The 25,690-nt window shown below is 64.7% G+C and carries 26 protein-coding genes; 19 read left to right on the forward strand and 7 right to left on the reverse strand.

Annotated elements, in window-relative coordinates; genetic code table 11:
* Nucleotides 1–94: 94 nt before the first annotated feature.
* The 3 genes from O3301_RS10445 to O3301_RS10455 all read left to right on the forward strand — a co-directional run bounded on the left by O3301_RS10445 (nucleotide 95) and on the right by O3301_RS10455 (nucleotide 2,652).
* Entirely contained in the window at nucleotides 95–1,330 is a 1,236-nt protein-coding gene (locus O3301_RS10445; protein WP_305056309.1) for an MFS transporter, read from the forward strand.
* A gap of 32 nt (nucleotides 1,331–1,362) precedes the next feature.
* A complete protein-coding gene (gene rraA / locus O3301_RS10450) occupies nucleotides 1,363–1,857 on the forward strand; it encodes a ribonuclease E activity regulator RraA (RefSeq protein ID WP_035820358.1) in 495 nt (164 codons plus the stop codon).
* Nucleotides 1,858–2,010: 153 nt separating this feature from the next.
* Entirely contained in the window at nucleotides 2,011–2,652 is a 642-nt protein-coding gene (locus O3301_RS10455; protein WP_251351617.1) for a choice-of-anchor C family PEP-CTERM protein, read from the forward strand.
* A gap of 97 nt (nucleotides 2,653–2,749) precedes the next feature.
* On the opposite strand, the gene O3301_RS10460 is transcribed toward O3301_RS10455, so the two are convergent.
* A complete protein-coding gene (locus O3301_RS10460) occupies nucleotides 2,750–3,133 on the reverse strand; it encodes a MerR family transcriptional regulator (RefSeq protein WP_305056310.1) in 384 nt (127 codons plus the stop codon).
* 82 nt (nucleotides 3,134–3,215) lie between these two features.
* On the opposite strand from O3301_RS10460, the gene O3301_RS10465 reads away from it, so the two are divergent.
* The 7 genes from O3301_RS10465 to O3301_RS10495 all read left to right on the forward strand — a co-directional run bounded on the left by O3301_RS10465 (nucleotide 3,216) and on the right by O3301_RS10495 (nucleotide 10,483).
* On the forward strand, nucleotides 3,216–3,653 hold the full coding sequence (locus O3301_RS10465; RefSeq protein WP_099667220.1) for a hypothetical protein: 438 nt from the start codon (nucleotides 3,216–3,218) through the stop codon (nucleotides 3,651–3,653).
* Nucleotides 3,654–3,755: 102 nt separating this feature from the next.
* Entirely contained in the window at nucleotides 3,756–5,573 is a 1,818-nt protein-coding gene (locus tag O3301_RS10470) for a DUF4153 domain-containing protein (protein ID WP_305056311.1), read from the forward strand.
* A 315-nt stretch (nucleotides 5,574–5,888) separates the two neighbouring features.
* Nucleotides 5,889–7,220, forward strand: coding sequence for a S41 family peptidase (locus tag O3301_RS10475; RefSeq protein ID WP_305056312.1), 1,332 nt, complete (start codon nucleotides 5,889–5,891; stop codon nucleotides 7,218–7,220).
* The gene (locus O3301_RS10480; protein ID WP_305056313.1) at nucleotides 7,213–7,698 is read left to right on the forward strand and encodes a MarR family winged helix-turn-helix transcriptional regulator; all 486 of its coding nucleotides are present in this window, start codon (nucleotides 7,213–7,215) and stop codon (nucleotides 7,696–7,698) included. The genes O3301_RS10475 and O3301_RS10480 overlap by 8 nt, the downstream gene beginning before the upstream one ends.
* 177 nt (nucleotides 7,699–7,875) lie before the next feature.
* Nucleotides 7,876–8,460 (forward strand): LysE family translocator, encoded by a 585-nt coding sequence (locus O3301_RS10485; RefSeq protein WP_305056314.1) that lies wholly within the window; start codon nucleotides 7,876–7,878, stop codon nucleotides 8,458–8,460.
* Nucleotides 8,461–8,470: 10 nt separating this feature from the next.
* Nucleotides 8,471–9,937: a PLP-dependent aminotransferase family protein gene (locus O3301_RS10490; RefSeq protein ID WP_305056315.1), complete on the forward strand. Its 1,467-nt coding sequence runs from the start codon at nucleotides 8,471–8,473 to the stop codon at nucleotides 9,935–9,937.
* A 147-nt stretch (nucleotides 9,938–10,084) separates the two neighbouring features.
* Nucleotides 10,085–10,483: a VOC family protein gene (locus O3301_RS10495; RefSeq protein ID WP_289904288.1), complete on the forward strand. Its 399-nt coding sequence runs from the start codon at nucleotides 10,085–10,087 to the stop codon at nucleotides 10,481–10,483.
* Between the two features lie 15 nt (nucleotides 10,484–10,498).
* On the opposite strand, the gene motA is transcribed toward O3301_RS10495, so the two are convergent.
* Together motA and O3301_RS10505 are read right to left on the reverse strand one after the other, a co-directional pair.
* Nucleotides 10,499–11,362 (reverse strand): flagellar motor stator protein MotA, encoded by an 864-nt coding sequence (motA, locus tag O3301_RS10500; protein WP_077406831.1) that lies wholly within the window; start codon nucleotides 11,360–11,362, stop codon nucleotides 10,499–10,501.
* A 3-nt stretch (nucleotides 11,363–11,365) separates the two neighbouring features.
* Nucleotides 11,366–12,325: a LysR family transcriptional regulator gene (locus tag O3301_RS10505; protein ID WP_305056316.1), complete on the reverse strand. Its 960-nt coding sequence runs from the start codon at nucleotides 12,323–12,325 to the stop codon at nucleotides 11,366–11,368.
* Nucleotides 12,326–12,422: 97 nt separating this feature from the next.
* Here O3301_RS10505 and O3301_RS10510 point away from each other — a divergent pair, with 97 nt between their 5' ends.
* Nucleotides 12,423–13,592 (forward strand): mandelate racemase/muconate lactonizing enzyme family protein, encoded by a 1,170-nt coding sequence (locus O3301_RS10510; protein ID WP_305056317.1) that lies wholly within the window; start codon nucleotides 12,423–12,425, stop codon nucleotides 13,590–13,592.
* A gap of 2 nt (nucleotides 13,593–13,594) precedes the next feature.
* Here O3301_RS10510 and O3301_RS10515 read toward each other — a convergent pair whose 3' ends face one another.
* Nucleotides 13,595–14,299 carry a hypothetical protein gene (locus O3301_RS10515; RefSeq protein WP_305056318.1) on the reverse strand — a complete coding sequence of 235 codons (705 nt, stop codon included), beginning with the start codon at nucleotides 14,297–14,299 and terminating at the stop codon, nucleotides 13,595–13,597.
* A 183-nt stretch (nucleotides 14,300–14,482) separates the two neighbouring features.
* On the opposite strand from O3301_RS10515, the gene O3301_RS10520 reads away from it, so the two are divergent.
* The 8 genes from O3301_RS10520 (at nucleotide 14,483) to O3301_RS10555 (ending at nucleotide 22,549) form a co-directional block, all read left to right on the forward strand.
* Nucleotides 14,483–15,541 (forward strand): DUF4105 domain-containing protein, encoded by a 1,059-nt coding sequence (locus O3301_RS10520; RefSeq protein WP_305056319.1) that lies wholly within the window; start codon nucleotides 14,483–14,485, stop codon nucleotides 15,539–15,541.
* 223 nt (nucleotides 15,542–15,764) lie between these two features.
* Entirely contained in the window at nucleotides 15,765–17,027 is a 1,263-nt protein-coding gene (locus tag O3301_RS10525) for a DEAD/DEAH box helicase (RefSeq protein ID WP_305056320.1), read from the forward strand.
* Between the two features lie 93 nt (nucleotides 17,028–17,120).
* Complete coding sequence (locus O3301_RS10530; RefSeq protein ID WP_305056321.1) at nucleotides 17,121–17,573, forward strand: hypothetical protein; 453 nt, start codon at nucleotides 17,121–17,123, stop codon at nucleotides 17,571–17,573.
* Nucleotides 17,574–17,747: 174 nt separating this feature from the next.
* Entirely contained in the window at nucleotides 17,748–18,572 is an 825-nt protein-coding gene (locus tag O3301_RS10535; RefSeq protein WP_305056322.1) for a response regulator, read from the forward strand.
* A complete protein-coding gene (locus O3301_RS10540) occupies nucleotides 18,569–18,901 on the forward strand; it encodes a hypothetical protein (protein WP_289904301.1) in 333 nt (110 codons plus the stop codon). The genes O3301_RS10535 and O3301_RS10540 overlap by 4 nt, the downstream gene beginning before the upstream one ends.
* The gene (locus O3301_RS10545; RefSeq protein WP_305056323.1) at nucleotides 18,898–19,737 is read left to right on the forward strand and encodes an HDOD domain-containing protein; all 840 of its coding nucleotides are present in this window, start codon (nucleotides 18,898–18,900) and stop codon (nucleotides 19,735–19,737) included. The genes O3301_RS10540 and O3301_RS10545 overlap by 4 nt, the downstream gene beginning before the upstream one ends.
* 14 nt (nucleotides 19,738–19,751) lie before the next feature.
* Nucleotides 19,752–21,215 (forward strand): ATP-binding protein, encoded by a 1,464-nt coding sequence (locus O3301_RS10550; protein ID WP_305056324.1) that lies wholly within the window; start codon nucleotides 19,752–19,754, stop codon nucleotides 21,213–21,215.
* Nucleotides 21,212–22,549, forward strand: coding sequence for an HD domain-containing phosphohydrolase (locus tag O3301_RS10555; protein ID WP_305056325.1), 1,338 nt, complete (start codon nucleotides 21,212–21,214; stop codon nucleotides 22,547–22,549). Before O3301_RS10550 ends, O3301_RS10555 begins: the two co-directional genes overlap by 4 nt.
* Here the strand turns inward: O3301_RS10555 and O3301_RS10560 are convergent.
* The 3 genes from O3301_RS10560 to O3301_RS10570 all read right to left on the reverse strand — a co-directional run bounded on the left by O3301_RS10560 (nucleotide 22,546) and on the right by O3301_RS10570 (nucleotide 25,661).
* A complete protein-coding gene (locus tag O3301_RS10560) occupies nucleotides 22,546–23,871 on the reverse strand; it encodes an ATP-binding protein (RefSeq protein WP_305056396.1) in 1,326 nt (441 codons plus the stop codon). The genes O3301_RS10555 and O3301_RS10560 overlap by 4 nt on opposite strands.
* An 87-nt stretch (nucleotides 23,872–23,958) precedes the next feature.
* The gene (locus tag O3301_RS10565; protein ID WP_305056326.1) at nucleotides 23,959–24,639 is read right to left on the reverse strand and encodes a hypothetical protein; all 681 of its coding nucleotides are present in this window, start codon (nucleotides 24,637–24,639) and stop codon (nucleotides 23,959–23,961) included.
* The gene (locus O3301_RS10570) at nucleotides 24,636–25,661 is read right to left on the reverse strand and encodes an MlaD family protein (protein WP_099667239.1); all 1,026 of its coding nucleotides are present in this window, start codon (nucleotides 25,659–25,661) and stop codon (nucleotides 24,636–24,638) included. Before O3301_RS10570 ends, O3301_RS10565 begins: the two co-directional genes overlap by 4 nt.
* Nucleotides 25,662–25,690: the final 29 nt, after the last annotated feature.

Raw genomic sequence — 25,690 nt, forward strand, 5'->3', positions numbered from 1 at the left:
GGCCTTAATTCGATAAATTATGTCGTTCTGTCGGAAAACAGACGATGGTATTTTGCATACACTTGAGCTTCACCAGTATAAGACAGGGTATGACATGATAACAACTAACTCGGCATCCGGACTTCCCACCTTGCGCGGCGATGCCCGCGTCATCGCCCTGGTGGGGCTGGCGCATGGCGTGTCGCACTTTTATCACCTGATTCTCGCGGCCCTGTTCGTCTGGCTGAAACCCGCCTTCGACCTGTCGTATGCGGAACTGGGCTTGCTGATGACGGTGTTCTTCATCATCTCGGGCGTGGGGCAGGCGCTGGCCGGCTTTGTCGTCGACCGTTTCGGCGCGCGTGCCGTGCTGTTTTCCGGCATTTTCTTGCTGGGCGTGTCGGCGCTGGCCCTGTCCACCGCCCACAGCTATGCGGCGCTGATGCTGGGCGCCATGCTGGCCGGCATGGGCAACAGCGTGTTCCATCCGGCCGACTACACGATCCTCAACCAGCGCGTGTCGGCGGCCCGCGTGGCGTACGGCTTTTCCGTGCATGGCATCAGCGGCAACATCGGCTGGGCCCTGGCGCCCCTGTTCATGACGTATGTCGCCACCAACTACGACTGGCGGGTGGCCTTGCAATGCGCGGCCGTGCTGCCGTTCGGCGTGCTGCTGATCCTGTTCCTGAACCGCCACGCCATCCGCCCCGAACCCGTGAAACAGGCCGCGCCGGGCCAGGCCGCCGGCGGCGAAGGCACGCTGGACTTCCTGCGCCTGCCTGCCGTGTGGATGTGCTTTGCCTTCTTCTTCATTACCGCCATCGCCCTGGGCGGCATCCAGAGCTTTGCCAGCGTGGCCCTCGTCAAGCTGTACGGCATGAGCCTGGCGCTGGCCACGAGCGCCTACACGGCCTATATGCTGGCCTCGGCCGTGGGCATGCTGGCCGGCGGCGTGGTGGGCGCGCGCAGCAAGCAGCCGGACCGCAACGTGGCGATCGCCTTTGCCGCCGCCGCGTTGCTGGCCGTGCTGCTGGGCATGGCCGTCGTGCCGGCCTGGGGCGCGGTGGTGCTGATGGGCGCCATCGGCCTGATGTCGGGTGTGGCGGGGCCGTCGCGCGACCTGATGATACGCGCGGCGGCGCCGAAGAATGCCACCGGGCGCGTGTATGGCGTCGTGTATTCGGGCCTCGACAGCGGCCTGGCCGTGGGCCCTTTGTTCTTTGGCGCGCTGATGGATGGCGACCATCCGGCCCTGCTGTTCGTCTTCATCGGCCTGTTCCAGGCGCTGGCGATCGCCACGGCCGTGGGCGTGGGCGGCAAAACACGTGCCGCGGCGCTGCAAAAGGCATAGAATCGTTGCCATCTGCCACGAAAGGAATCCCCATGACCTTTGCCACCACCGACCTGTGCGACGACTATGCAGCCATGCTGGACGACGGCACCCTGGCCGTGCTGCCGCCCGTGTACCGCGCCTTCGGCCAGCGCGTGCGCTTCAGCGGCCCCGCCACCACCTTGCACGTGTTCGAAGACAACGCCCTCGTGCGCAGCACCCTGGAAACGCCGGGCCAGGGCCATGTGCTGGTGATCGATGGCGGCGGCAGCCTGCGCCGCGCCCTGGTGGGCGGCCAGCTGGGTGTGCTGGCCGAAAGCAACGGCTGGGCCGGCATCGTCGTCGACGGCTGCATCCGCGACAGCGAGGAAATCAATGTCTGCCAGATCGGCGTGCGCGCCCTGGCCACGCATCCGCGCAAGAGCAACAAGACGGGCGCCGGCCAGCGCGACGTGCGCGTGCAGATCAGCGGCGTGGCCGTGCATCCGGGCGACTGGATCTACGCCGATGCGGATGGCATCCTGGTGGCGCGGCAAGAGCTTGATTGAGGGTCTTCCTCCGGAGGAAGGGGGAGGTGCCTGAAGACGTTGCAAATTGCTCACATTAAATATATTTTTGCAAAGTTCTTGGATTTTCATCCTGGCTGCGATATGATTTCACTTAAGGTAACTTTAATGTCAATAAGACAAGGAAATCAACTCATGAAAATCGCCACCATCGCAGCCGTTGTCGCCCTGTTTGCTGCCGGCACCGCCAGCGCCAGCCCCGTCAACCTGATCACGAATGGCAATTTTGAAACAGTTGCTTCCGGCTATACCTTCGACAGCGGCTTTAAAGTCGTCAACAGCGGTTCGTCGGCCATCACGGGCTGGACCGTGGGCGCCAGTTCCGTCGACCTGATCCGCAATGCGTATAACGCCATCAACGGCTACAGCGTCGATTTGCTGGGTACGCCAGGTCCGGGTTTCCTGTCGCAAAATTTCAGCGTCGTTGCCGGCCAGACGTACAGCCTGACCTTTGACATGGCGCGCAATTCCGGCGGCCCAGCAGGCCAGGGCGTGAGCGTCAATTTCGGTGGCGTGGTGGGGGATTTCTACTCGACGGCCGCCGCCTCGAACACCTTGTACAGCAACACCCTGAGTTTCACGGCCGCTTCCACGGGCCTGGCGACCCTGTCGTTTGCCAGCGCCGCGAAGGCCGGCACGCCGTTCGACAATTACTCGGGCGCCGTGATCGACAATGTTTCCGTGATGGCCGCCGTGCCGGAACCGGAAACCTACGCCATGTTGCTGGCCGGCCTGGGCCTGATGGGTTTCCTGCGCCGCCGCAAGGCCGCCAAGTAATTCCAGCTTTGCGCCACGTCAAAACCGCCTGCGGCCATGCCCAGGCGGTTTTTGTTTTTCAGGGACCGCGCCCGGCAATAGCAGCCATGGCAGTCAGTTAGCGGGCGACGTCGGCATCTCCCCGCAACGGACAGGCGGCCGCCTGCGGCTCCATCCGCCGCGCCAGTTCGCCGCGCAACTGCGTCAAGCCGGCGATGCGCGCATCGATGTCGGCCAGCTTGCGCGCCAGCGCCGCGCGCAGCAGTTCCGCCATGGCCGGATCGCCTGCGCCGGCCAGCAGCGGCATGTCGGCCTCGATTTCCGCCAGCGTAAAACCCAGCTGCTGCGCCGTGCGCAGGTAGCGCAGCCAGTCCGCCGCTTCGGGCGGATAGTCACGGTAGCCATTCGCGCCGCGCCGCGCGCGCAGCAAGCCCCGTTTTTCATAGAAGCGCAGGGTATCGCGGCTCAAGCCCGTCGCCTGCGCCATCTCGCCGATCTGCATCGAAATATTCCTTCATAAAATGCTTGACCATGGAGTGTACTCCAGCCTTGAGAATGGATGCTTTCCATACACAGGAGTTGCCATGTTGTCCGTTTCCGCCTTCCGCCGCGTGGTGCGCGCCAGCGCCATTTATGACGTGCTCATGATTGCCCCGTTTACCACGCCGTGGACGTTTTTGCTGCTGCGCGAGCACTTGAACGCCATCAACCTGGCCCTGGGCGGCGCGCCACTGCCAGTGTTCGAACCCTTGCATTTGCTCATCAGCAGCTTGCTGGGCAGCGTGGTGATGGTCTGGTCGGTGCTGCGCATGCTCGATCCGCAGCCGCGCTTCGGCCGCTATGACGCGGTGGCCCGCTACCTGTTTTCCACGTGGATGGCGTGGGCCTTGCTCATGACGGGCCAACCCCTGCTGTGGCTGTTCCTCGTGCCGGAACTGGCCTGGGGCCTCGCGCAAAGCCTGCCGGTGCGCCGCAGCGAGGGTGGGCCGGAAGGGGGCGCGCGCGAATCGCTGTTGAGATGACGATAACGAAATGCAATAATGGCCGTGCTCGCAGTGCAACAATGACTGCAATGAACGACTATTAAGGGAATGACTATGCAGCAGGATGCCGCAGGAAAAAACATGGCGTTGCTCGATCCGGTGGTGGCGCCGCGTATCGCGGTGACGCGCCTGGTGACGGGCCTGCTGCAAGGCTTGCTGCTGTACTGGCTGTACAGCACGGCGCAAGACAAGGTGTGGCCCGCCACGGAAGCCTACCTGCTGGGCCCGTTGATGCTGATCAGCTTGCTGCTGCCCATCCTGCTGGTGTCCAGCCTGGGCCACATGTCCCTCAAGCGCATCGCCCTGTGGATGGCCGGCGCGGCCGTCGTGCTGGCCGTGCTGGCCTGGCACGACGTGGCGCGTGGCGCCGAGCACGTGATTTGGGGCAACTACAAGCCGGGCGCGCCGCTGCGCGTGATTTCGGCCCAGCTGTTCGGTTTTTGCGTGGTGGGGTTTTATATCGCCCACGCGCTGGTGCTGGCCAGCGCCCAGGATGGCCAGCGCATCGCCCGCTACCCGACCTACTTTGAAATCGCCTGGAAGCTGGGCATTCAGTTGCTGTTTTCCCTGCTGTTCGTGCTGGGTCTGTGGCTGGTGCTGTGGCTGGGCGGGCAATTGTTCCTGCTGATTAAGCTCAGTTTCCTGAAAAAACTGCTGGGCCAGGCCTGGTTCGTGATTCCCGTCATCTGCTTCGCGTTTTCGTTTGCCATCCACATCACGGACGTGCGCCCATCCATCGTGCGCGGCATCCGCACCTTGCTGCTGGTGCTGCTGTCGTGGCTGATGCCGATCGCCGCCGTGCTCGTCTCCGGTTTCCTGCTGACCTTGCCTTTCATCGGCTTCGAGCGCCTGTGGGCCACGCGCCATGCGGCGTCCGTGCTGCTGGGCATGGCCGGCGTGCTGGTGGTGCTGATCAATGCCGCCTTCCAGAACGGCGAAGTGGGCCATGGCGTGGCGCGCGGCATCCGCCTGGGCACGCGCCTGGCTTGCCTGCTGCTGCCGTGGGTGGTGGGCATCGCCATCTACGCGCTGACCTTGCGCGTGATGTCGCACGGCTGGACGTCCGACCGCCTGATCGCGGCCGCCTGCCTGCTGGTCGCCACCTGCTACGCCGCCGGCTATGCCTGGGCGGCCAGCAAGTATGGCGACTGGCTGCACCTGATCGCCAACGTCAACGTGGCCACCGCCTTTGTGACCCTGCTGGTGCTGTTTGCCCTGTTTTCGCCGCTGGCGGACCCCGCGCGCATTTCCGTGGCCAGCCAGATGGCGCGCCTGGACAGCGGCAAGGTGGGCGTGGACAAGTTCGATTTCGAATACCTGCGCTTCCAGGGTGCCCGCTATGGCCAGGCGGCCCTGCAGGAATTGACGAAACGCACGACGGGCCCGGATGCGGCCATCGTGCGGGCGCGCGCCGACGCCATGCTCAAGCGCCAGAATCGCCTCGACGAGACGGGCGCGCTGAGCGACGTGTCGATCAACCTGACCCTGCGTCCGGCGACGGCGAAGCTGCCGGACAGTTTCCTGCGCCAGGACTGGACGCAAGTGGGTCCCGCCTGGCGCCTGCCCGCCTGCTTGAAGCGGGCAGGGCCGCAGTGCGACGCCTACCTGCTCGATTTCGATGGCGACGGTAAGCAGGACGTGTTGCTGATCAGCAATGATCCGCGCGCCTCGTCGGTGTTGCTGGCGGAAAAAGAAGACGGCAGCTGGACGGCGCGCGGGCAAATCCCCACCGATGCCCTGCGCTGCAAGCCCCTGCGCGAGAAGCTGCAAGCGGGCCAGTTCCAGCTGGTGCCGCCGAAGGTACGCGAGCTGGAAGTGGACGGCCAGCGCGTGCCGATGACCTTGTATACACCGGAGGACGAGGTCAGCTGCCCGGATGAAACGGCGCCGGCCCCGTAGATGGCAGGAGGAGGGCGCGCAGCGGGGCTTGCAGCGCGGGATGGAACCGCCAGCGTGCCCTGAAGGCAGCAACGTGGTGCACTGAATCATTCCGACGGTCCCGTATCGGCGGAAGTTGCGAATGACGATAGCCGGCCGGAGGCTGCCACTGAAGCGTTGAATCTGACAGCGCTGGCCGAAGCGCCCTTCTGGCGAGAACAGATCGGACGGAAGCGGAGGTTGTCTGCTTCCCTCATCGAAGTGATTTGATTTTTCTACAATATGTTGCGCAATATATTGTATGATTGGATTTCACCGAGGGGAGGGAACATCAGAATGCGTTATCACTTATGTCTGCTTCAAGCGCTGTCGGCGCTGTCCATCCTGTGCGCACCGGGCGCCTTTGCCGGGGAGCCTGGCCTTTCGCGCAATGAAAAGAGCGAGATCATCGCCTCCCTCAATAGCACCTTGAATGCAAACTACGCGTTTCCGGACATCGCCAGAAAAATTGCGCCGGTGCTTCAGGAGCATCTGAGCAAGGGCGATTATGACTCGGCGACGACGCAGGCAGCGTTTGCGAGCAAGCTGACGGACGATCTCGTCAAAGTCAGCGGCGACCTGCATTTCTTCGTGGGCGCCGACCCAGCATGGATCGCGGAATTCAAGGCAAAGGCCGACCCGACGCTCAAGGCCAAGATACGCAAAGAAGAATTGAGCAGGCTGGAAGAGACCAATTTCGGTTTCGACGAGGTCGCTCGCCTGAAGGGAAATATCGGCTATCTACGCTTCAGCTATTTTGCCGATCCGGAACTTGCCCATGATACGGCGGCGTCCGTTATGCGCTTCGTCGGCAATACGGACGCCCTCATCATCGATTTGCGCTATAACAATGGCGGGCATCTGGAAATGGCGCAGTTTCTGGCGAGCTATTTCTTCTCCAGCGAGAAAGACCAGCTGCTCTTCGACTATTACTATAATGAGGATGGCAAACGTATCCAGCGCGGGCAATGGGTGTTGCCGGGCTTGCCGGGCAAGCGCATGGTGGACAAGCCCGTCTATATCCTGACCGGCTCCACGTCGTTTTCCTCCGCAGAATGGTTTTCCTATGCGATGAAGAAGCTCGGACGAGCGACGCTGATCGGGGAGCGCACCGCCGGTGGTGCGCATCCGGTGGCACGCAAGCCGCTCAACGACGATTTTTTCGTGCAAGTGCCGATCGGCCAGATCCAGGATCCCGTGGAGCATGGCGATTTCGAAGGAACCGGCGTGCAACCCGATATCCCAAGCCCGTCCATCCGCGCGCTGCCTCTGGCGCACAAGCTGGCGCTTGAACATCTGGCGAAGACCGATGAGGCCAGGCGAACCGAACTTGCCTGGCTGCTCCCCGGCTTGACGGCAGCGATCGAGCGCCCGCATGTCGATGCCGGGCTGTTGACGCAAGCCGCCGGAAAATATGAAGGCCGCCAGATTGTCCTGGACAAGGGCGCACTCTACATTATCTGGCGCGACCGGTTTCGCGTCGCGCTGGAGCCGATCGGTCCCGACCTGTTCGCGGTGGAAGGCGTGTCGGATTTTCGATACCGCTTGAATGTTTCGCGCGGGAAAGTGACGACGCTGGAACGCGTGAACCAGGACGGCAGCATCCAGAGGTACAAGCGCCTTGACTGAGAAGACACCTCACCCGGCCGCGATCGATGACGCCGTGTTTCTCGGCCGCGCCGTCGAACGGCTGAGCGTCCTGATCGCTGAGCAATCCAAGACCGTCTTCGACACGATGGGGATCGTCATCCCGGTTCGTTCGTGTTCGCTGATGACTGTTCTGGCAACGCTCGGCACGGCTTCCGCCTCGGACCTGGCGCGCGAACTCGGACATTCGCACCAGCTGGTCATGCAAAAGATACCCAAGCTGCTCCGCCTGGGCCTGATACAGCATCGGAACGATGACAATGATGCCCGGCGCCGGGTATTCATGCCCACTGATGAGGGTTTGTCGCAGCTTGCGAAATTCGGGCAGTGCACGGTGCTGATACGGGCGGCCTACGCCGGCTTGTTTGCCGAGGTGGGGGACGTGAGGCAATTCGTGGATCGGGCCACCGATGCGCTCCACGCGAAGCCGCTGGACAAACGCATCGATTCCCCGGGCTGACGGAGACGGTGTCCGCTTCAGGCCGCGAACAGAGCTTTCCGCATGCTTGTCCGGGCGGGGGCCGCTGTAGCAGTCGTTCGACTGATACAGCATGTGCTTGTATCCGTCGCCTTGTGCCTTGTCCCTGGCGTGCCGCGCTTCTAGACTGGGGCCTTCTCCACGCTGCGACTGCCTGCCATGACCGAACTCTTGCCCCTGATGAGCTATTGCTTTGTGATGTCCGCCACGCCCGGACCGAACAACGTCATGCTGGCCACCACCGGCGCCAATTTCGGCTATCGCGGTGCGCTACCGGTAATCCTCGGCATCCAGGCCGGCATCTTCGTGCAGACCGTGCTCATGTGCGTGGGGCTGGGCAGCGTGTTCGTCGCGTACCCGATGGCGCAGCAGGTGCTGCGGATCGCGGGTGCGCTGTACCTGATATTCCTGGCCTGGAAGCTGGCCGGCGCCTCGGTGGCGGGAAGCAGCGCGCCGAAGGCCGTGTCGTTTGCGCAGGCGGCGCTGTTTCAGGCGCTGAACCCCAAGAGCTGGCTCAAGGCGATCACCATGGCGTCCGTCTTCATGCCTGCGCAGGGCAACATGCTCGCCAGCGCGCTGCTGGTGTCCGTGACCGGCACCGTGGTGGGCACGCCGTGCAACGCCATGTGGGCGCTGTTCGGCGTCTCGATCCGCGGCGTGCTGAAAGCGCCCCGCAACCAGCGCATATTCAATCTGGCGATGGGGGCCGTCCTGCTGGTCCTCGCCGTGCTGTTTTTGCGCTAGACTGCCACCCATGTTCGCCATCGACCGCTCCTCGCCCATTGCCCTGTTCCAGCAGATCGAGGCCGCATTGCGCCAGCAGATCGCGCAACGCGTCCTGCCCGGAGGGACCAGGCTGCCGTCGATCCGCCAGCTTGCCACGCAGCTCGCGGTGAGCACCAACACCGTGGTGGTGGCGTACGACAGGCTGGTGGCCGCAGGCGTCATCGATACGCACGGCACGACGGGCTTCTTCGTCTGCACGCCAGCTGACGCCGGCAGCGCCATTCCCGACGAGGTGGCGCTGGAAGCGGGCCAGGAGCAGGAGCCGGTGTGGCTGAGCCAGCAAGTGAACGACCAGCGTCCGGGCGTGATATTGGCCAGCAGCGGCGCCTTGCCGCCCACCTGGCTGCAGGATGCGCTGCCGGCGGCCGCCGTGCAGCGCGGTCTGGCGCGCAGCGCGGCCGGCATGGCCTCGCGCTGTCCGCCGCAAGGGCTGGCCGAGCTGCGCGAGCAGATCGCGCTGCTGTTGCGCGGCATCGGCGTCGCCGCGGACGCCAGCCACATCCTCACCACGTTCGGCGGCACCCATGCAATCGATTTGATCTGCCGCACGTTTTTGCAGCCCGGCGATACGGTGCTGGTGGAAGACCCCGGATATTTCCTGATGTTCGGCAGGCTGCGCCAGGACGGCGTGCGCCTGGTGCCCATCAGGCGCCGCCCCGATGGCCTCGACCTGGACGAGCTGGAAGCGGCCTGCCGCGCGCACCGTCCGCGCCTGCTGTTCGTGCAGACGGCCTTGCACAACCCCACCGGGTGGAGCAGCAGCGCCGCCAACTTGCACAAGGTGCTGATCATGGCGCAGCAGCATGGCTTCCTGATCGCCGAAGACGACGTGCACGGCCATTTTCAGCCGGGCCACAGCACGCGGCTGGCATCGCTGTCCGGACTGGACGGCGTGATCTACTACTCCAGCCTGTGCAAGGCGCTGAGCCCGGCCCTGCGCATGGGCTACCTGGCCGCGGCGCCCGCGCTGCTCAAGCTGCTGATGCGCACCAAGATCCACGCCATCATGACTTTGCCTGCGCTGAACGAATACGTTTTGCTGGAAGTGCTCAAGGCCGGCAACCTGCGCAAGCACCTGGAGCGGCTGCAACGCAAGATCATGGTGGCGCGCAACGCCAGCACGCGGCAATTGAGCGCGGCCGGCGTGCTGTTCGAGCAGCCCGGCGACGCCGGCATTTTCCTGTGGGGCAGCATGCCCGAAGGGCTGGACGTGGACTTGCTGGTGCAGGACGCCTACCGCAACAAGATCCTGCTGATGCGCGGCGCCGCGTTCTCGGCCAACGACACGCCCGACCAGCACATCCGCTTCAACGTCGCCTTCAGCCAGCATCCCCGCGTGAGCGCCTACCTTGAAGAGCGCCTGCGCGCGGTGGCTGGCGCACGCTCAAGCCTGGCCCGCGCCAGCGGTGCCGCCAGCCTCGGGAGCAAGTCCTGAGCATGGTCTGCGCCTTTCCTTGTCATTTGTTGATATTCTGGAGGGGTTCTTTTTTCGCCAGCGTGTCAATTTGGTGTGCCGCCACCCGTCGCCGGGACGGCGCACCGGTTGTCCATTCCACTTTCACCAGGGAAATAAGGAAGCGCCATGAACAAACAGATCATCCTCAACCTGCCCGTGAAGGACCTGGAGAAATCCAGGGCCTTCTTTTCCGCCCTCGGCTTTACCTTCAATTCCCGCTTCAGCGGCGAGAACGCGGCCTTCATGAACATCGTCGACGACACCATCCAGGCCATGCTGACGACCGAAGCCTTCTTCCAGTCCCTGATCGGCAAGCCGGTGGCGAAGGCAAAGGAGGCCAATGAAGTGGTCATTTGCCTCAGTTGCGAAAGCCGGGAAGAGGTGGACAGCCTGATCGCCAGGGCCAAGGCCGCCGGTGGCCGCATACCGCATCCGCCGGAAGACCATGGCTTCATGTACGACCAGGGCTTCGAGGATATCGATGGCCACCTGTGGAACCTGGTCTGGACGGCGCCGGAAGCTTGAAGCAAACGGGCCGTATCAGTTTTTCGTGCGCACCTGGCGCACGTGGTTTTCCAGTTCGCTGAACGAGGGGCGTTCCGTGGCGGAAATGACCTTGCGGCCGAATTCCACGGCCAGCGCCGGCGCGTAGCCGTTCAGGCTGGCCAGCAGGGTCACTTTCACGCACTGGTACATCTTTGCCGTTTCATGGTGCTTGCGGCGCAGCAAGCTGGCCAGCGGCGCGATGAAGCCGTAGGCCAGCAAGATGCCGATGAAGGTGCCCACCAGCGCCTGCGCAATCAGCACGCCCAGCTCGGCCGGCGGCAAGCCGACGGACGCCATCGTGTGCACCACGCCCATCACGGCGGCCACGATGCCGAAGGCGGGCATGGCGTCGGCCAGCTGCGAAATCGTCTGGATCGGCATTTCCGCATCTTCATGGTGCGTCTCGATCTCGTTATCCATCAGGTTTTCGATCTGATAAGCATCCATATTGCCCGACACCATCAGGCGCAGATAATCGGTAATGAATTCCAGGATGTGCTCGTCACCGAGCGTGTACGGGTATTTCACGAAGATGGGGCTGCGGTACGGGTCGTCGATATCGTCCTCGACCGACATCAAGCCTTCCTTGCGGATCTTGCTGAGAATTTCATACATCAGCCCCATCAGTTCCATATAGCGCGCCTTCGTGTATTGCGAGCCGTGGAACAGGGTGGGGATGGCCGCGAACGTGGCGCGGATGGCCTTGGCGTCGTTGCCGACAAAGAAGGTGCCCAGCGCCGCGCCGCCGATCATCAGCAGTTCCAGCGGCTGGAACAGGGCCGCCAAATGGCCGCCCTGCATGGCGAAGCCGCCGAAGACGGAAAACAGCACGACGAGAAATCCGAGTATGACTAGCAAAACCTACTCCTTCATAATATTGCCATATCGCAATATTGTAGTGTAACCCGATTTGCCAGCAGTAGCCGCGTCCGGCTGCAGCTGCTGGATGAGAAAATTGATAAAAGCGCGCACTTTGGCGGGCAATTGGTGGCGGCTCGGATAATAGGCGTACAGGTCGGCCGGCGCCAGCGCGTAATCGTCCAGCACTACGCGCAGGCGGCCGCTGTCGAGGTAGCGGGCCAGGTCCCATTCCGAGCGCAGCAGGATGCCGTGCCCGTCCAGGGCCCAGCCCAGCACCACATCGCCATCGTTGCTGGCCACCGTGCCGCGCACCTTCACCGTGTGCGTGGCACGCCCTTTGCTCAAGCGCCAGATGCCGTAGGCGTCATCGTTTTGCCGGTGCACGATGCAGCGGTGCTGCGCCAGCTCGTCCGGGGTGTGCGGCGTGCCGTGCGCCTGCAGGTAGGCGGGCGAGGCGCACAGGAAGCGCCGGTTCGACATGATCTTGCGCGCCGACAAACGCGTGTCGGGCAAGTCGCCGAAGCGGATGCCCAGGTCGTACGCCTGCTCGACCAGGTTGATGGGGCTGTCCGTCAGCTGCAGCTGCACTTCCAGCTGCGGGTGGCGCAGGGCGAATTGCGACAGCAGGGGCGCGATCACCGTGCGGCCGAAACCCAAGGTGGCATTCACGCGCAGCAACCCCTTGGGTTCGGCGCTGCCGCTGGCCAGCGACTCTTCCATGGCGCGGATATCGTCGAGAATCTGCCGCGCCTGCTGCAGATAACTTTCGCCGTCGCCCGTCAGGCTGATGCGCCGCGTGCTGCGGTTCAAGAGGCGCACGCCCAGGCGCTGCTCCATCAGCTGCAGGCGCTTGCTGACGGCGGGCGGCGTGATGCCCAGTTCGCGCGCCGTGGCCGACAGGCTGCCCAGCTTGGCCAGCAGCACAAAGAAGGCCATTTCCGTGGTGGCGTCGTTTTTCATTATTAACTTCAAGTGAAGAATGGTTTAAATTGCTATCGATTATACGATTACGTATCGCGGTTAAGCTGGCGTCACCATTCAAATACTGGAGACCCGCATGAAAATCGTCGAGATCCGCGAAAAGACCATCCCCATCTCTTCCCCCATCCGCAACGCCTACATCGATTTCACCAAGATGACGTTAAGCCTGGTGGCCGTCGTCACGGATGTGATGCGCGACGGCAAGCCCGTCGTTGGCTACGGCTTCAATTCGAATGGCCGCTACGGCCAGGGCATGCTGATGCGCGAGCGCTTCATCCCCCGCATCCTCGACGCCGATCCGGCCAGCCTCGTGACGGATGACGGCGCCAACCTCGACCCCCACAAGGTGTGGGATTGCATGTACACCAATGAAAAGCCGGGGGGCCACGGCGAGCGCTCGGTAGCCATCGGCACCATCGACATGGCCATCTGGGACGCCGTGGCGAAGATCGAGAACAAGCCCCTGTTCCAGCTGCTGGCCGAGCGCCACGGCACGGGCGTGCCGGACAAACAGGTCTTCGTGTATGCGGCCGGCGGCTATTACTACCCGGGTCAGAGCTTGTCCGCCCTGCAGGACGAGATGCGCAACTATATCGACCGCGGCTACACGGTGGTCAAGAAAAAGATCGGCGGCGCCTCGCTCGATGAAGATCTGCGCCGCATCGACGCCATCATGGACGTGCTGCAGGATGGGCAAAAGCTGTGCGTGGATGCCAACGGCCGCTTCGACCTCGACACGTCGATCGCCTATGCCAAGGCGCTGCGCCAGTACGACCTGTTCTGGTATGAAGAGGCGGGCGATCCGCTCGACTTCGAGCTGCAGGCGACCTTGCGCAGCTATTACGACAAGCCGATGGCGACGGGCGAGAATCTGTTTTCCATGCAGGATGCGCGCAACCTGATCCGCTACGGCGGCATGCGCGCCGACCGCGACTGGCTGCAGTTCGACTGCGCCCTCAGCTACGGCCTGGTGGAATACCTGCGCACCCTGGACATGTTGCACCAGCACGGCTGGTCGCGCAGCCGCTGCATCCCGCATGGCGGCCACCAGATGTCCCTGAATATCGCGGCCGGCCTGGGCCTGGGCGGCAATGAATCGTATCCCGATTTATTCCAGCCGTTCGGCGGCTTCCCCGACGGCGTCAGGGTGGAAAACGGCCACATCACCATGCCGGACCTGGTCGGCATCGGCTTCGAGGGCAAGGCGAACCTGTATGCGGAAATGCGCGCGCTGAGCGGGCAATAGGCTCAGGCCGGCGCCTGGCGTTTCATCTGCGCGGCGGGGCTGCTCTTTTCCCAGCGGAACAGCCACATGATGATCAGCTTGGTCGTGGCGCTGACGCAGGCCAGCAGCAGCAAGGGCCAGCCCGTTTCCAGCCCCATGACGCAGGCGAAGAAGATGGTGCTGGCATCCATCGCCAGGATGAACTGGCTCATTTTCAGGGACACGGCGCCCGTCTTGCCCGAGCGCCAGATCAAGCGGATCTGGTGCGCGTAGCCCTGCGCCAGCAGCACGGTGACGGCGACGAGCAGGCCTTGCGAGATTACGCGCTTTTCATCGCTGAAGGTGGGGCCGAAGGCCAGCCCCGCCATGCCCGCGCCCAGCAGCAGTGCGCAGGCCAGCAGCGCATTGCGCGATGTCAAGCTGCGGCGGTCGCGGTGGATTTCATACAGGATGGCCAGCGCGATCAGCGAGGCTACCAGGCGGGGCCAGACGATGTAGTGGTTGAACGGCGTGATCGAGTAGCCGTACACAAAGAACGCGCAATACGCGAGGAAGCTGACGGTGAACTGGTTGATGGACAGGATGTCCGTCGTCTTGCCGGCGCCGATGCCGGCATCGCGCTTGCGCTGCCAGATTTTTTGCAGCTGCGACCACAGCCCGTACAGGCTGACGACGATGAAGAGGGAATTGAGGCTGCCGGCAAGGGTGTACAGGGAAGGGGGCTGCAAGGTATCTCCTGGGAAGGCCAAGGCGCCGCTGCCGTGACAGGCCGCCTTGTCTATACATTTTATTTTGGCAATATGCTCTCATGAAATAAATTGGCAGGCAAGCAATGATTGCGCCGTCGGGGCCTGTTGCCGCGGCACTTGCCTGAACGTACCTGTTCCTGCGCTTGGCCCTATAATTGCGGCATGACTTTCTTATCACATCGTGCCCGCTCCGTGCTGGGCAGTATCGGCAAAATGGCCGTTTCCCTGATTCTCCTGTTGACCGCACTGTGGGGCGCGCTGGCGCTGTGGTACCAGTTGTCCGGCGGCACGGCCGCGCAAGCCATCGGCGCGCTGCTGTGGGGCGGGCTGGGCGTGGCCAGCATCGCGCTGTGGTGGACGCGCGGCGATGCGCGCGTGCTGCTGCCGTATGCGGCCGGTTTTCTCCTGCTGCTCCTGTGGTGGAGCCTCATCACGCCGAAACAGCAGCGCGTGTGGGCCGACGACGTGGCGCGCAACGTCACGGGCACGGTCAAGGGCAGCACCGTTACGCTGGACAATGTGCGCAATTTCGACTGGCGCAGCGACGACGACTACACGGTCAAGTGGGAACAGCGCAGCTACGACCTCGACGAGCTGCGCACGGTGGACACGGCGCTGTCGTACTGGACGGGGCCGTACATCGCGCATACCCTGATTTCGTTCGGCTTTGCGGACGGGCGCTTTTTGACGTTTTCCATCGAAATCCGCAAGGAAAAGGGCGAGAGCTTTTCCGCCATCGGCGGTTTCTTCAAGCATTTCGAGATGAGCCTGATCGCCGCCGACGAGCGCGACATCCTGCGCGTGCGCACGAATGCGCGGGGCGAGGACATGCATCTGTACCGCGTGATGATGCCCAAGGCGGCCATGCGCTCGCTGTTCCTCGCCTACCTGGACGAAGCGCAATCGCTGAAGAACCAGCCGCAGTTCTACAACACCCTGACGGCCAACTGCACCACCATCGTCTTCGAGATGGTGCGCCGCATCGTGCCGGGCCTGCCGCTCGACTACCGGCTGATGGCTTCGGGCTACCTGGACCGCTACCTGTTCGACGTCAAGGGCCTGGTGCCCGGCCAGACCTTCCAGCAGCTGCGCGATGGCGGCCACGTCACGGCGCGCGCGCGGGCGGCCAACGACGACGCGGACTTTTCGCATGCGATCCGCCGCGGCATGCCGGGCTACGATGAAACGGGCCACCCGAAGCTGCAAATGCCCAGGCAGTAATCAACTTGCAGCACAACGTCCAACCAAACCGTAGCGAGCGGAAGGAAGAGGTGGTCGAGAAGCGGAACTGTACTTTAGTACAGTGAGCATCGCAGGCCGCCTATGCCGACGCGCAGTAGGCTTGGTTGGGCGTTATCTGTCATTGCTTTATACTGTCGCTATCCCGACCGGCCGCACATTGCGGCCGGTCTCACTTCATGACTAAATAATAAGAAGGCCCGCTATGCCATTTTCCTCACTGGGTCTGATTCCCGCCCTGGTCCGCGCCGTCGACAAGGCCGGCTATGCCGCGCCGACGGCCATCCAGGCGGCCGCCATTCCCGCCATCCTGCGCGGCAGCGACGTGCTGGGCGCGGCGCAGACGGGTTCCGGCAAGACGGCCGCCTATGCGCTGCCGCTGCTGCAGGCGCTGATGGCGCCCGTTTCCGGCCCGCGCCAGGTGCGCGCGCTGATCCTCGTGCCCACGCGCGAGCTGGCGGCGCAGGTGGGGCAGACGGTGCACGCGCTGGCCAAGCCGCTGCCGATCAAACTGAAGATTTCCGTGCTGTTCGGCGGCGTGTCGATCAATCCGCAGATGATGGACTTGCGCGGCGGCGCCGATGTCGTCGTCGCCACGCCGGGCCGCCTGCTGGACCTGGTGCGCCAGAATGCCGTCAAACTGGGCGGCGTGTCGCTGTTCGTCCTGGATGAAGCCGACCGTTTACTGGACATGGGTTTCAGCGAAGAGATCAACGCCATCCTGGCGCTGCTGCCCAAGCAGCGGCAAAACCTGTTCTTCTCCGCCACCTTCCCCGACAACGTGCAGGCGCTGGCCGACGGCCTGCTCCGGGAACCCGTGCGCATCGAAGTGGCGTCCGAACCGCAGGACAAGCCCGACATCGTGCAGCGCGCCATCACGGTCGACGTGCCGCGCCGCACGCAGCTGCTGCGCTACCTGATCCTGCAGCAGCAGTGGGAGCGCGTGCTGGTGTTCGTCGCCACCAAGTACGCGGCCGAACACGTGGCCGACAAGCTGCAGCGCGCTGGCTTGCACGTGGGCGCCTTCCACGGCGAATTCAGCCAGGGCACGCGCAGCCAGCTGCTGGCCGACTTCAAGGCGTGCCGCTTGCAGGTGCTGGTGGCCACCGACGTGGCCGCGCGCGGCATCGACATCGCCGGCTTGCCGGCCGTCGTCAACTATGACTTGCCCCGTTCGGCCGTCGACTACACGCACCGCATCGGCCGCACGGGCCGCGCCGGCGAAAGCGGCACGGCCATCAGTTTCGTGACGGCCGATACGGAAGCGCATTTCCGCCTGATCGAAAACCGCAACGACTTGCGCATCGTGCGCGAAGTGGTGGCCGGTTTCGAGCCGACGGAATTGCCGACGCCCGTGAATCCCGTCACCGATACGGTCAACGGCGGCGTAAAGGGCGCGCGCAAGAGCAAGAAGGACAAATTGCGCGAAGCCGCGGCCCTGGCGGCGAAGGCGGCCGAAGGCAATTAAATCCACCTTATGTGCGCTAGCCGCTTGAACGGCCACGTTTCCCGGACTAAGATTGTGTTTCTATAAAGCAAGGGGACGGAAATGCACGGGATCATGATCAAACGGGCGGCCGCTGCCGCCTGCCTCGCGGCGCTGGCCGCTTGCGCCGGCACGGGCGGCAACCATGGCACGTCCGGCATGCAGATGCCGGGCAAGACGCCGGCCGATGCCGCCGTGGCCGCCACCTGGTACAACCCGCCCAGCGAATTTCCCGGTATTTGCCTGACCCAGTTCAAGGATGGCAGCCTGCGTTTCGACGGCGGTTTCGCCTTCTTTAACCCGGGCCGCTGGGCCTATGATGGGGCCACGTCCGAACTGCGTTTGCAGCTGGCGCCGACCCCATCGCTGGAACTGGCGCACGCGCAAACGGTGCTGCACCAGAACCTGCTGAGAGTCGAGGCGGCCAGGAACACGCTGGTGTACGCCGTGAAGGCCGATACGCAAGCCATCGGCCTGGGCGGCTTTGTGTTTTACCGCGACACGCCGTGTCCGGCACGGCGCGGATAAGTGCCGGATAAATGCCGGATAAGTGCCATAGAGGAATATTTAGTCGTATAATTTCAAGGCAGGCTGACTGCCGCGCAAGACTCTCCTGCGCGGCAGATTCCCCCCTCCAGGCAAGCTCCGATATCGCCGCGGCGATGAGAGGATGGTCCGATGGATGTGCACGATGAGCATGGTATGCCAGGGACTGTGGCCGCGGACGCCGTGGCGCCGCCGCGCACCTTGCTGCTGGTCGATGACGAGCCGAATATCCTCGCTTCCCTGAAGCGCCTGCTGCGGCGCGACGGTTACCATATTTTGACGGCCGCCAGCGGCCAGGAAGGGCTGGAAGTGCTGGCCAGCCATGCCGTCGACGTCATCGTGTCGGACCAGCGCATGCCCGGCATGCTGGGCGCCGACTTCCTGCGCAAGGCCAAGCTGCTGTGTCCACAGACCATCCGCATCATGCTGTCGGGATATACCGAGCTGCAAGCCGTCACGGACGCCGTCAACGAGGGCGCCATCTTCAAGTTTCTTACCAAGCCCTGGGAAGACCATCAGCTGCGCGAGCATATCGCCGAAGCGTTTCGCCTGAAGGGCATCGACGACGACAATGTGCGCCTGAATGCGCAGCTGCGCGACGTCAACCAGGCGCTGGCCGCGGCCAATGCCGCCATGCAGGCGCTGGTGTGCCAGCAGCAGCACCAGATCAGCCGCGATGAAGTCAGCCTGGGCATCGCGCGCGAAGTGCTGCAATTCCTGCCGCTGCCCGTGATCGGGCTCGACGAGGACGGCATGATCGCCTTCATCAACGGGGCGGCCGCCAGCCTGTTCGAACGGGGCGCGGCCTTGCTGGGCAACGAGGCGGCGATCGTCCTGCCGCAGCTGTTCGACGGGCAGGGCACGCCCCGCCTGGCCGCCATCGATGGCCAGCCGTATGTCGTGGCCGTCCATCCGATGGGCCTGCATTCGCGCTCGCGCGGCAGCCTGGTCACCCTGAGTCGTCATGGAGCGGGTACATGAGTACATGCGGACGCGAGATTTCCATGGAGCAGGCGCAGGAAGGCATGGTGCTGGCGCAAGCCTTGAACGACGCCAGCGGCGCCGTGCTGCTGGCCCAGGGCGCCACGTTGACGGCGGCGAACTTGACGGCCTTGCGCAGGCGCAATGTGGAGCGCTGCCACGTCGTCATGGACGAGGAGCCGGACCCCGCCGCGCAGGCGCATGCCGAGCAGGAACGGGCGCGCCGCCTGGAACGGCTGGCCGTGCTGTTCCGCGCCACGCCGCCCGACTCCGCGGGGGCGGAACTGCTGGCGCTGCTGCAGCGCTACCGGCAAGGGGGCGCGGCATGACACGCCTCAGTTTTGAACACATCATCCGCCAGATCCAGGAACTGCCCTCGCTGCCGGTGGTGGTGCTGGAACTGCTGTCGAGTATGGACCAGGACGACACGGACGTGCATGTGCTGGCGCAAAAGATCGAACTGGACCAGGCCCTGGCGGCAAAGACTTTGCGCATCGCCAACTCCTCGTTCTACGGCATGCAATCGAAGGTCACCAGCATTCCGCAAGCCGTTTCCGTGCTGGGCTTTCACAGCATCCGCACCGTCGTCACGGCCTGCGCCCTGACGGGCAGCTTCGCGCCCGTCAGCGGCGGCTTCGATTTCCAGGCGTTCTGGCGCCACTCGCTGGCCACGGCCATCGCCGCGCGCCTGCTGGCGCCGCACTTGCGCGTCAATCCGGAAACGGCGTTCACGGCGGGACTGCTGCACGACCTGGGCACCCTGGTGCTGGTGACGCGCTTCCCGGCCGAGCACGCGCTCGTGCGCAGCCACCGCCAGGCGCAGGATTGCCAGATGGCCGAGGCGGAACTGGCCGTCATCGGCATCGATCACGCGCAGGTGGGCAGCGCCCTGGCCGCTTACTGGAAGTTTCCCGCCGCGATACAACAGGCGGTGGCCGACCACCACGCCATCGAGCGCCTGGACGCGGGCGGTTTGCCGCTGGCCGTGCACCTGGCCAATGCCGTCGCCCTGGCGCTCGACCTGGCCGGCGTCGACGATGCGCTGGTGCCGCCCCTGTCGCCCACGGGCTGGCGCAGCGTCGCCCTGGACGAGCCGGCCTGGCTGGCGCTGCTGCGGCAAACGGAACACACCTTCGATGAAATGTCGCGGATCATGCTGGCATGAACAGGACAGAGGCCATGGACACAGAAGCAGGGCAGGCACTGCCGGCCAAGCCGGAACGCCGCAAGACCGATTCCATCGCGCTGTCGGCGTTTTTCGACGGCCATCCCGTGGCCACGTTCGCCATCGACACGGACCACGTGATCACGCACTGGAACAGCGCCTGCGAACAGTTGACGGGCTTCACGGCCGCCGAGATGGTCGGCACGCGCGACCACTGGAAGGCGTTTTATCCGCAGCCGCGCGCTTGCCTGGCCGACTTGCTGGTGGCCGACGATATCGCATTCGGCGAAAATGAACTCTATCTTGGCAAGCTGAAGCGCTCTTCCGTGATCCCCGGCGCCTTTGAGGCCGAGGATTTCTTTGCCGATATCGGCCCCGACGGCCATTGGCTGCATTTCACGGCGGCGCCCCTGCGCGACCGCCAGGGCTGCCTGGTGGGCGCCATCGAAACCCTGCGCGACGTCAGCGAGCGGCGCCTGGCGGAACTGGCGCTGCGCAAGGCGCACGACAACCTGGAACACCTGGTGGCCAAGCGCACGGCCCAGCTGGCTGCAATGAACGAGCGCCTGGCCGACGATATCCGCCAGCGCCAGATCGCCGATCTGGAGTTGCGCGAGCGCAACCTGGCCCTGACGGAATTGAACAGCAAGCTGTCGCTGGCCCAGCAAAAGCTGCTGCAGTCGGAAAAGCTGGCGTCGATCGGCCAGCTGGCCGCCGGCGTGGCGCACGAGATCAACAATCCCATCGGCTATGTGTTTTCCAACGTCGGCACGCTGGAAGGCTACCTGGACGACCTGTTTTCCATGCTCGACGCCTATGAGGAAGCGGAACCGGCCGTCGCCGACCCCGTGGTGGCGGCGCGCCTGCGGGCGCTGCGCGAACAGATCGACCTGGATTTCCTGCGCACCGACATACCGATGCTGATGGGCGAATCGAAGGAAGGCATTGCGCGCGTGCGCCGCATCGTGCAGGACTTGAAGGACTTTTCGCGCACCGACGCGCACCAGGAGTGGGTCTGGGCCGACTTGCGCCAGGGCATCGATACCACGCTCAATATCGTGAACAACGAGGTCAAGTACAAGGCCGACGTGGTGCGCGAATATGCCGACATTCCCGATATCGAATGCCAGCCTTCCGAGCTGAACCAGGTGATCATGAACCTGGTCGTCAACGGGGCCCACGCCATGGGCGAGGCGCGCGGACGCATCACCCTGCGCACGGGCAGCGACAACGCCACGGAAGTGTGGATCGAGGTCGAGGACACGGGCGGCGGCATCGCGCCCGAACACCTGTCGCGCATCTTCGACCCCTTCTTCACCACCAAGGCCGTCGGCAAGGGCACGGGGCTGGGCCTGTCGCTGGCCTATACGACGGTGCAGAAACACCACGGCCGCATCGACGTGCGCAGCGTCATCGGCCGCGGCACCACCTTCCGCATCACCTTGCCCGTGCGCCAGGCGCAGGCCGTCGCACCATGACCGAACAGGACAGCATGAGCACCAGCACCAGTACCAGCACCGCGCCGCCCACCATCCTGTGCGTCGACGACGAACCGAATATCCTGTCGTCGCTGCGCCGCCTGTTCCGCCCGCACGGCTACCGCGTGCTGACGGCCGAGAGCGGCGCGGCCGGCCTGGCCCTGCTGGATAACGAGACGGTGGACCTGGTCATCTCCGACATGCGCATGCCGCACATGGATGGCGCGCAATTCCTGGCCCAGGTGCGCCGGCGCTGGCCCGGCACCATGCGCTTGCTGCTGACCGGCTATGCCGACATCCAGTCCATCCTCGACGCAATCAACCAGGGCGAGATCTACCGCTACGTGACCAAGCCGTGGGACGAGAACGATATCGTGCTGGTGGTGCGCCATGCGCTGGAACGGCGCGCGCTGGAAGAGGAAAAACGGCGCCTGGAAGCGCTGACGGCCAGCCAGAACGTGGAGCTGCAGGTGCTCAACGCCAGCCTGGAAGCGAAGGTGGCCACGCGCACGCAGCAGCTGAAACTGTCGCACGACGAGGTGCAGGCGGCCAACGAGCGCCTGAAGGCCACGTTCGTGACGACCATCAAGGTGTTTTCCAACCTGATCGAGATGCGCGGCGGCAAGCTGGCCGGCCATGCGCGGCGGGTGGCGGAGCTGTCGCGCAAGCTGGCGCAGGCGCTGGGCCTGGAAGGGCAGGAGGCGCGCGACGTGTTCATCGCGGCCCTGCTCAAGGATATCGGCAAGCTCAGCTTGAGCGACGACGTGCTGGAATTGCCTGCCAGCGCCTGGACGGGAGATCAACTGGCCGCGTTCCGCAAGCATCCGCTGCGCGCCGAACAGCTGCTGATGGCGCTGGAGGAATTGCGCGCCGTCTCCGTGATCCTGCGCTCGCAGCTCGAGCGCTTCGACGGCGGCGGCTTTCCCGATGGCCTGGTGGGCCTGGCCATTCCACTGGGCGCGCGCATCCTGGCGCTGGCGTCCGACTACGACGGCTTGCAGATCGGCGCCATGGTGCAGCGCAGCCTGCGCGCCGAGGAAGCCCGCAGCCTGATCTACGACAGCGTCGGCAAGCGCTACGACCCGGCCGTGGTGGCCGCTTTCCGCGGCATCATGGAAGAGACGGAACCGCCGGCGCGCGACCTGACGGTGCTGTCGGGCCAGCTGGAGCCGGGCATGGTGCTGTCGCGCGACCTGATCAGCCGCGACGGCCTGATGCTGCTGGCGGCCGAACACGTGCTGACGGCCCGCGTGATCAGCCAACTGCTCGACTTCGAAAGCAAGAATGGCGGGCGCCTGAGCATCCGCGTGTACGCGCCGCCGAAAGACGCCTAGGCGTTCGTTGCGCCCGGCGGCTGCAGCGGCAGGTGCACGGTAAAGCGCGTGCCGCGGCCCACTTCCGAGGCCACGTCGATGCGCCCGCCGTGCTTGTTGACGATGCCGTACGACAGCGACAGGCCCAGGCCCGTGCCGCTGCCCACGGCCTTGGTGGTGAAGAACGGCTCGAAGATGCGGTTCAGGTGCTCGGGCGCGATGCCGGCGCCCGTGTCGCCGATCTCCACCCATACCCAGTCGTCCGCATGACCGGTGCGGATGCTGATCACGCCGTCGCTGCCGATGGCCTGGCCCGCGTTGACGAGCAGGTTCATGAAGACCTGGTTCAGCTGCGAGGCCAGGCACAGTATCGGCGGCAGCTCGCCATAGTGTTTCTCGATGCGCGCCTTGTATTTCAATTCGTTGGCGACGATATTCAGGGTGCTGTCCAGGCCCGCATGCAGGCTGGCCACTTGCCAGTCCGTCTCGCCCACGTGGGAAAAATCCTTCAGCGCCTGCACGATGTCGCGCACGCGTTTGAGGCCATCCATCGATTCGCGCACCAGGTCGCCGATGTCGTCCTGCAGGAAGGCCAGGTCGGCCTGCGCGCGCACCTGGGCTACTTTGTCGGCCAGGGCCGGGCCATCGAGCGGCTCGCGCATCGCCGCCTCATACCGGGCGATGACGTCGAACAGGGTGCCGACATAGCCTTGCAGCGAACTCATGTTTGAGTTGACGAAGCCGATCGGGTTATTGATTTCATGCGCGATGCCGGCCGCCAGCTGGCCGATGGACGCCATCTTTTCCGATTGCAGCAACTGGTCGTGCGCTTCCTGCAGCTTGCTGATCAGTAGTTGCTGCTCTTCGCCGCGCGCCTGCAGCATCGCTTCCATGCGCTTGCGTTCCGTGATATCCGTCAGCGAGCCGATCACCTCGAACGGCACGCCGTGCTCGTCGCGCACGAGGCGCAGGCTGTCGTGCATCCACAGATAGCTGCCGTCGCGCACGCGAAAACGGTATTCATAGGCGCGCGCGCCTTCGACGAAGATCTGCGCCAGGCTGGAAAAGATGCCGGGCGCATCGTCAGGGTGGATGTGGTCGAACCAGAAATTGGGGTCGGCCACCATTTCCTCGGGCTGGTAGCCCAGCACGTTCAAGGCATTGTTGCTGACAAAGGTCATCTTGAAGTCGCCGCTGGGCACGGTGCAATAGATGATGGAGGGGGTATTGTCGAGCAGGTATTGCAGGCGCACGGCCGTGGCGGCCGAGGCGTCATCGCCAGGCGCCGACCCGGCATGCCGGCCGGTATCGGGAGTGGAAAGGTCGAAATCCTCGAACTGCATCGTCACACCTCGCTGCCTGCACGGCCTTGATGTCATCCCCGCTCGATTATGCCTGATTCTGCCTGCCCTGGGCCGCCAGCGGCGCGCTCAGGGGGCCAGCGGCTGCTCGACGATCGCCATGCGCCGCGCGATGCGCTGCGCCGCCTGCGTATCGCCCGCCTGTTCGGCGCGCAGGCGCTGCACGCCCAGCCACGCCAGCAGCGGACGGCGCCAGCCTTGGTCCGAGGCCGTGGCGACGGCCGTATCGAGCAGCTCCGGCGTGGCGCGGCTGGCGCGCAGCAGCACGCCGGCCGCCACCAGCTGCGACAGCGGGTCCTTGATGGCGGCCACGGCGCTGGCGGCGGCCGTGTCCGAGCCGGCGCCGGCGGCCGCCCGCTGCGCTTCCGGCAGCAGGGCGATGTCGGCCGTTTGCGCCTTGCCGGCCAGCCAGGCCGCATACGCGCGGTCGGCGGCCGTCGCGTCGGCTTGCAGGGCGTCAAAGCCGGCGCAGTCCTCGAAGGCCAGGCTGGCCACACGCGTGGCGCAGCGCAGCAGTTCGATGCGCGCCACGAGTTCGAGCTTGCCCGTGCCGGCCACCTGGCTGCGGGCGCGCCGGAATTCCGTCTGTTCGACGAGGGCGTTGCCAGTCAGGTAAGCTGCTTGAAACCGTTCGACGGAACTTTGCGCATTCATTTTCCAGTCCGGCACGGGCGGGCCGCTGGAGCAGGCGGCCAGCGCGGCGGACAACAGCACGGCCAGGGCAGGCCGGAGCGGATTGATATTTATCATGGCAGTTTGATCTCCGGATTGCGCTTGAATGGCCATTTGCGGTTGATTTCATTGACCAGCTGCTCGACCTTGCGCAGATTGCTTTCCACGTCGGCGCGCAGCGGACCCAGGTCGGCCGTGGCCGCCTTGGCGTTGGCGCCCACGGCTTGCGCCTCGACCAGCACGGCGTCGACTTTTTTCAGGCTGTTGCGCGTGTCGGCCAGCAGGGCGTTCAGCTGCACGATGGTTGCCTGCGCATCCGTCATGACGCCCTTGTCGCCGAAGACGCGCGTATCGGCATTGGCCACCAGGCCATCCGTGCGGCGCGCCAGCTGGTCGGCCGTGACCAGCAGGGCGTTGGCCCGCTCGATCAGCAGGCGCGACTGCTTGTCGTCGCCCGTCAGCAAGCCCATGGCCCCGCCCGGACCGCTCAGCTTGCCCGTCACGGCCTGCACGTTGCGCATGGTGCCGTCGAGCGCGGAATCGCTGCCCGTCAGGTTGCCCAGGTTGTTCAGCAAGTCCTTGGCGGCGGCCAGCAGGCGGGGAATTTCCGCCGCCATGTCGCCCACCAGCAAGTCGCGCGTGGCGTCGTCGGGCAGCGGCGGGTCCGTCAGGATGCCGCTGTAGGCGCGCAATTTGGCGCCGCCCACGATGCCCCGTTCCAGGGTGAAGATGGAGCTGGTGCGCAGCCAGTGCGCATCTTTGCGCGGCACGTCGATGATGACGCGGGCGCGCCCGTCCGGCGCCAGCTCGATGCGCTGCACGCGGCCGATGGGAAAGCCGGAAAAGGTCAGGTCGGCGCCCACGCCGACGCCGTCCGAATCGTCGGCCGTCAGCACCAGCGTCTGCGTCGCTTCGAAGGCGCCGCGCGCATACATCAGGTAGACGACGGAGCCGACCACCAGCACGAACATGAAGACGAGCAAAATGGCCGCCTTCAGTTCCGCGTGGCGCACGGGCGGCGGGGCGGGCAGGACGGCATCTTGCGCGACACCGGCGGGCGCCGTCACGTCGACCTGGTCGGGATTTTGGGGTTGGCTCATGGCTTCTGGCTCTCGTTTGGGTGGTTCGG

Origin of the sequence: Janthinobacterium sp. SUN211 (assembly GCF_030587315.1) — a bacterium.
In the GTDB taxonomy this organism is placed as follows: domain Bacteria; phylum Pseudomonadota; class Gammaproteobacteria; order Burkholderiales; family Burkholderiaceae_D; genus Janthinobacterium; species Janthinobacterium kumbetense.

What these genes read in the sequence shown, in the direction of transcription:
- O3301_RS10445 (WP_305056309.1), top strand. Translation starts at nt 95, where the DNA reads ATGATAACAACTAACTCGGCATCCGGACTTCCCACCTTGCGCGGCGAT.
- rraA (WP_035820358.1), top strand. Translation starts at nt 1,363, where the DNA reads ATGACCTTTGCCACCACCGACCTGTGCGACGACTATGCAGCCATGCTG.
- O3301_RS10455 (WP_251351617.1), top strand. Translation starts at nt 2,011, where the DNA reads ATGAAAATCGCCACCATCGCAGCCGTTGTCGCCCTGTTTGCTGCCGGC.
- O3301_RS10460 (WP_305056310.1), bottom strand. Translation starts at nt 3,133, where the DNA reads ATGCAGATCGGCGAGATGGCGCAGGCGACGGGCTTGAGCCGCGATACC.
- O3301_RS10465 (WP_099667220.1), top strand. Translation starts at nt 3,216, where the DNA reads ATGTTGTCCGTTTCCGCCTTCCGCCGCGTGGTGCGCGCCAGCGCCATT.
- O3301_RS10470 (WP_305056311.1), top strand. Translation starts at nt 3,756, where the DNA reads ATGGCGTTGCTCGATCCGGTGGTGGCGCCGCGTATCGCGGTGACGCGC.
- O3301_RS10475 (WP_305056312.1), top strand. Translation starts at nt 5,889, where the DNA reads ATGCGTTATCACTTATGTCTGCTTCAAGCGCTGTCGGCGCTGTCCATC.
- O3301_RS10485 (WP_305056314.1), top strand. Translation starts at nt 7,876, where the DNA reads ATGACCGAACTCTTGCCCCTGATGAGCTATTGCTTTGTGATGTCCGCC.
- O3301_RS10490 (WP_305056315.1), top strand. Translation starts at nt 8,471, where the DNA reads ATGTTCGCCATCGACCGCTCCTCGCCCATTGCCCTGTTCCAGCAGATC.
- O3301_RS10495 (WP_289904288.1), top strand. Translation starts at nt 10,085, where the DNA reads ATGAACAAACAGATCATCCTCAACCTGCCCGTGAAGGACCTGGAGAAA.
- O3301_RS10505 (WP_305056316.1), bottom strand. Translation starts at nt 12,325, where the DNA reads ATGAAAAACGACGCCACCACGGAAATGGCCTTCTTTGTGCTGCTGGCC.
- O3301_RS10510 (WP_305056317.1), top strand. Translation starts at nt 12,423, where the DNA reads ATGAAAATCGTCGAGATCCGCGAAAAGACCATCCCCATCTCTTCCCCC.
- O3301_RS10520 (WP_305056319.1), top strand. Translation starts at nt 14,483, where the DNA reads ATGACTTTCTTATCACATCGTGCCCGCTCCGTGCTGGGCAGTATCGGC.
- O3301_RS10525 (WP_305056320.1), top strand. Translation starts at nt 15,765, where the DNA reads ATGCCATTTTCCTCACTGGGTCTGATTCCCGCCCTGGTCCGCGCCGTC.
- O3301_RS10530 (WP_305056321.1), top strand. Translation starts at nt 17,121, where the DNA reads ATGATCAAACGGGCGGCCGCTGCCGCCTGCCTCGCGGCGCTGGCCGCT.
- O3301_RS10535 (WP_305056322.1), top strand. Translation starts at nt 17,748, where the DNA reads ATGCCAGGGACTGTGGCCGCGGACGCCGTGGCGCCGCCGCGCACCTTG.
- O3301_RS10540 (WP_289904301.1), top strand. Translation starts at nt 18,569, where the DNA reads ATGAGTACATGCGGACGCGAGATTTCCATGGAGCAGGCGCAGGAAGGC.
- O3301_RS10545 (WP_305056323.1), top strand. Translation starts at nt 18,898, where the DNA reads ATGACACGCCTCAGTTTTGAACACATCATCCGCCAGATCCAGGAACTG.
- O3301_RS10550 (WP_305056324.1), top strand. Translation starts at nt 19,752, where the DNA reads ATGGACACAGAAGCAGGGCAGGCACTGCCGGCCAAGCCGGAACGCCGC.
- O3301_RS10555 (WP_305056325.1), top strand. Translation starts at nt 21,212, where the DNA reads ATGACCGAACAGGACAGCATGAGCACCAGCACCAGTACCAGCACCGCG.
- O3301_RS10560 (WP_305056396.1), bottom strand. Translation starts at nt 23,871, where the DNA reads ATGCAGTTCGAGGATTTCGACCTTTCCACTCCCGATACCGGCCGGCAT.
- O3301_RS10565 (WP_305056326.1), bottom strand. Translation starts at nt 24,639, where the DNA reads ATGATAAATATCAATCCGCTCCGGCCTGCCCTGGCCGTGCTGTTGTCC.
- O3301_RS10570 (WP_099667239.1), bottom strand. Translation starts at nt 25,661, where the DNA reads ATGAGCCAACCCCAAAATCCCGACCAGGTCGACGTGACGGCGCCCGCC.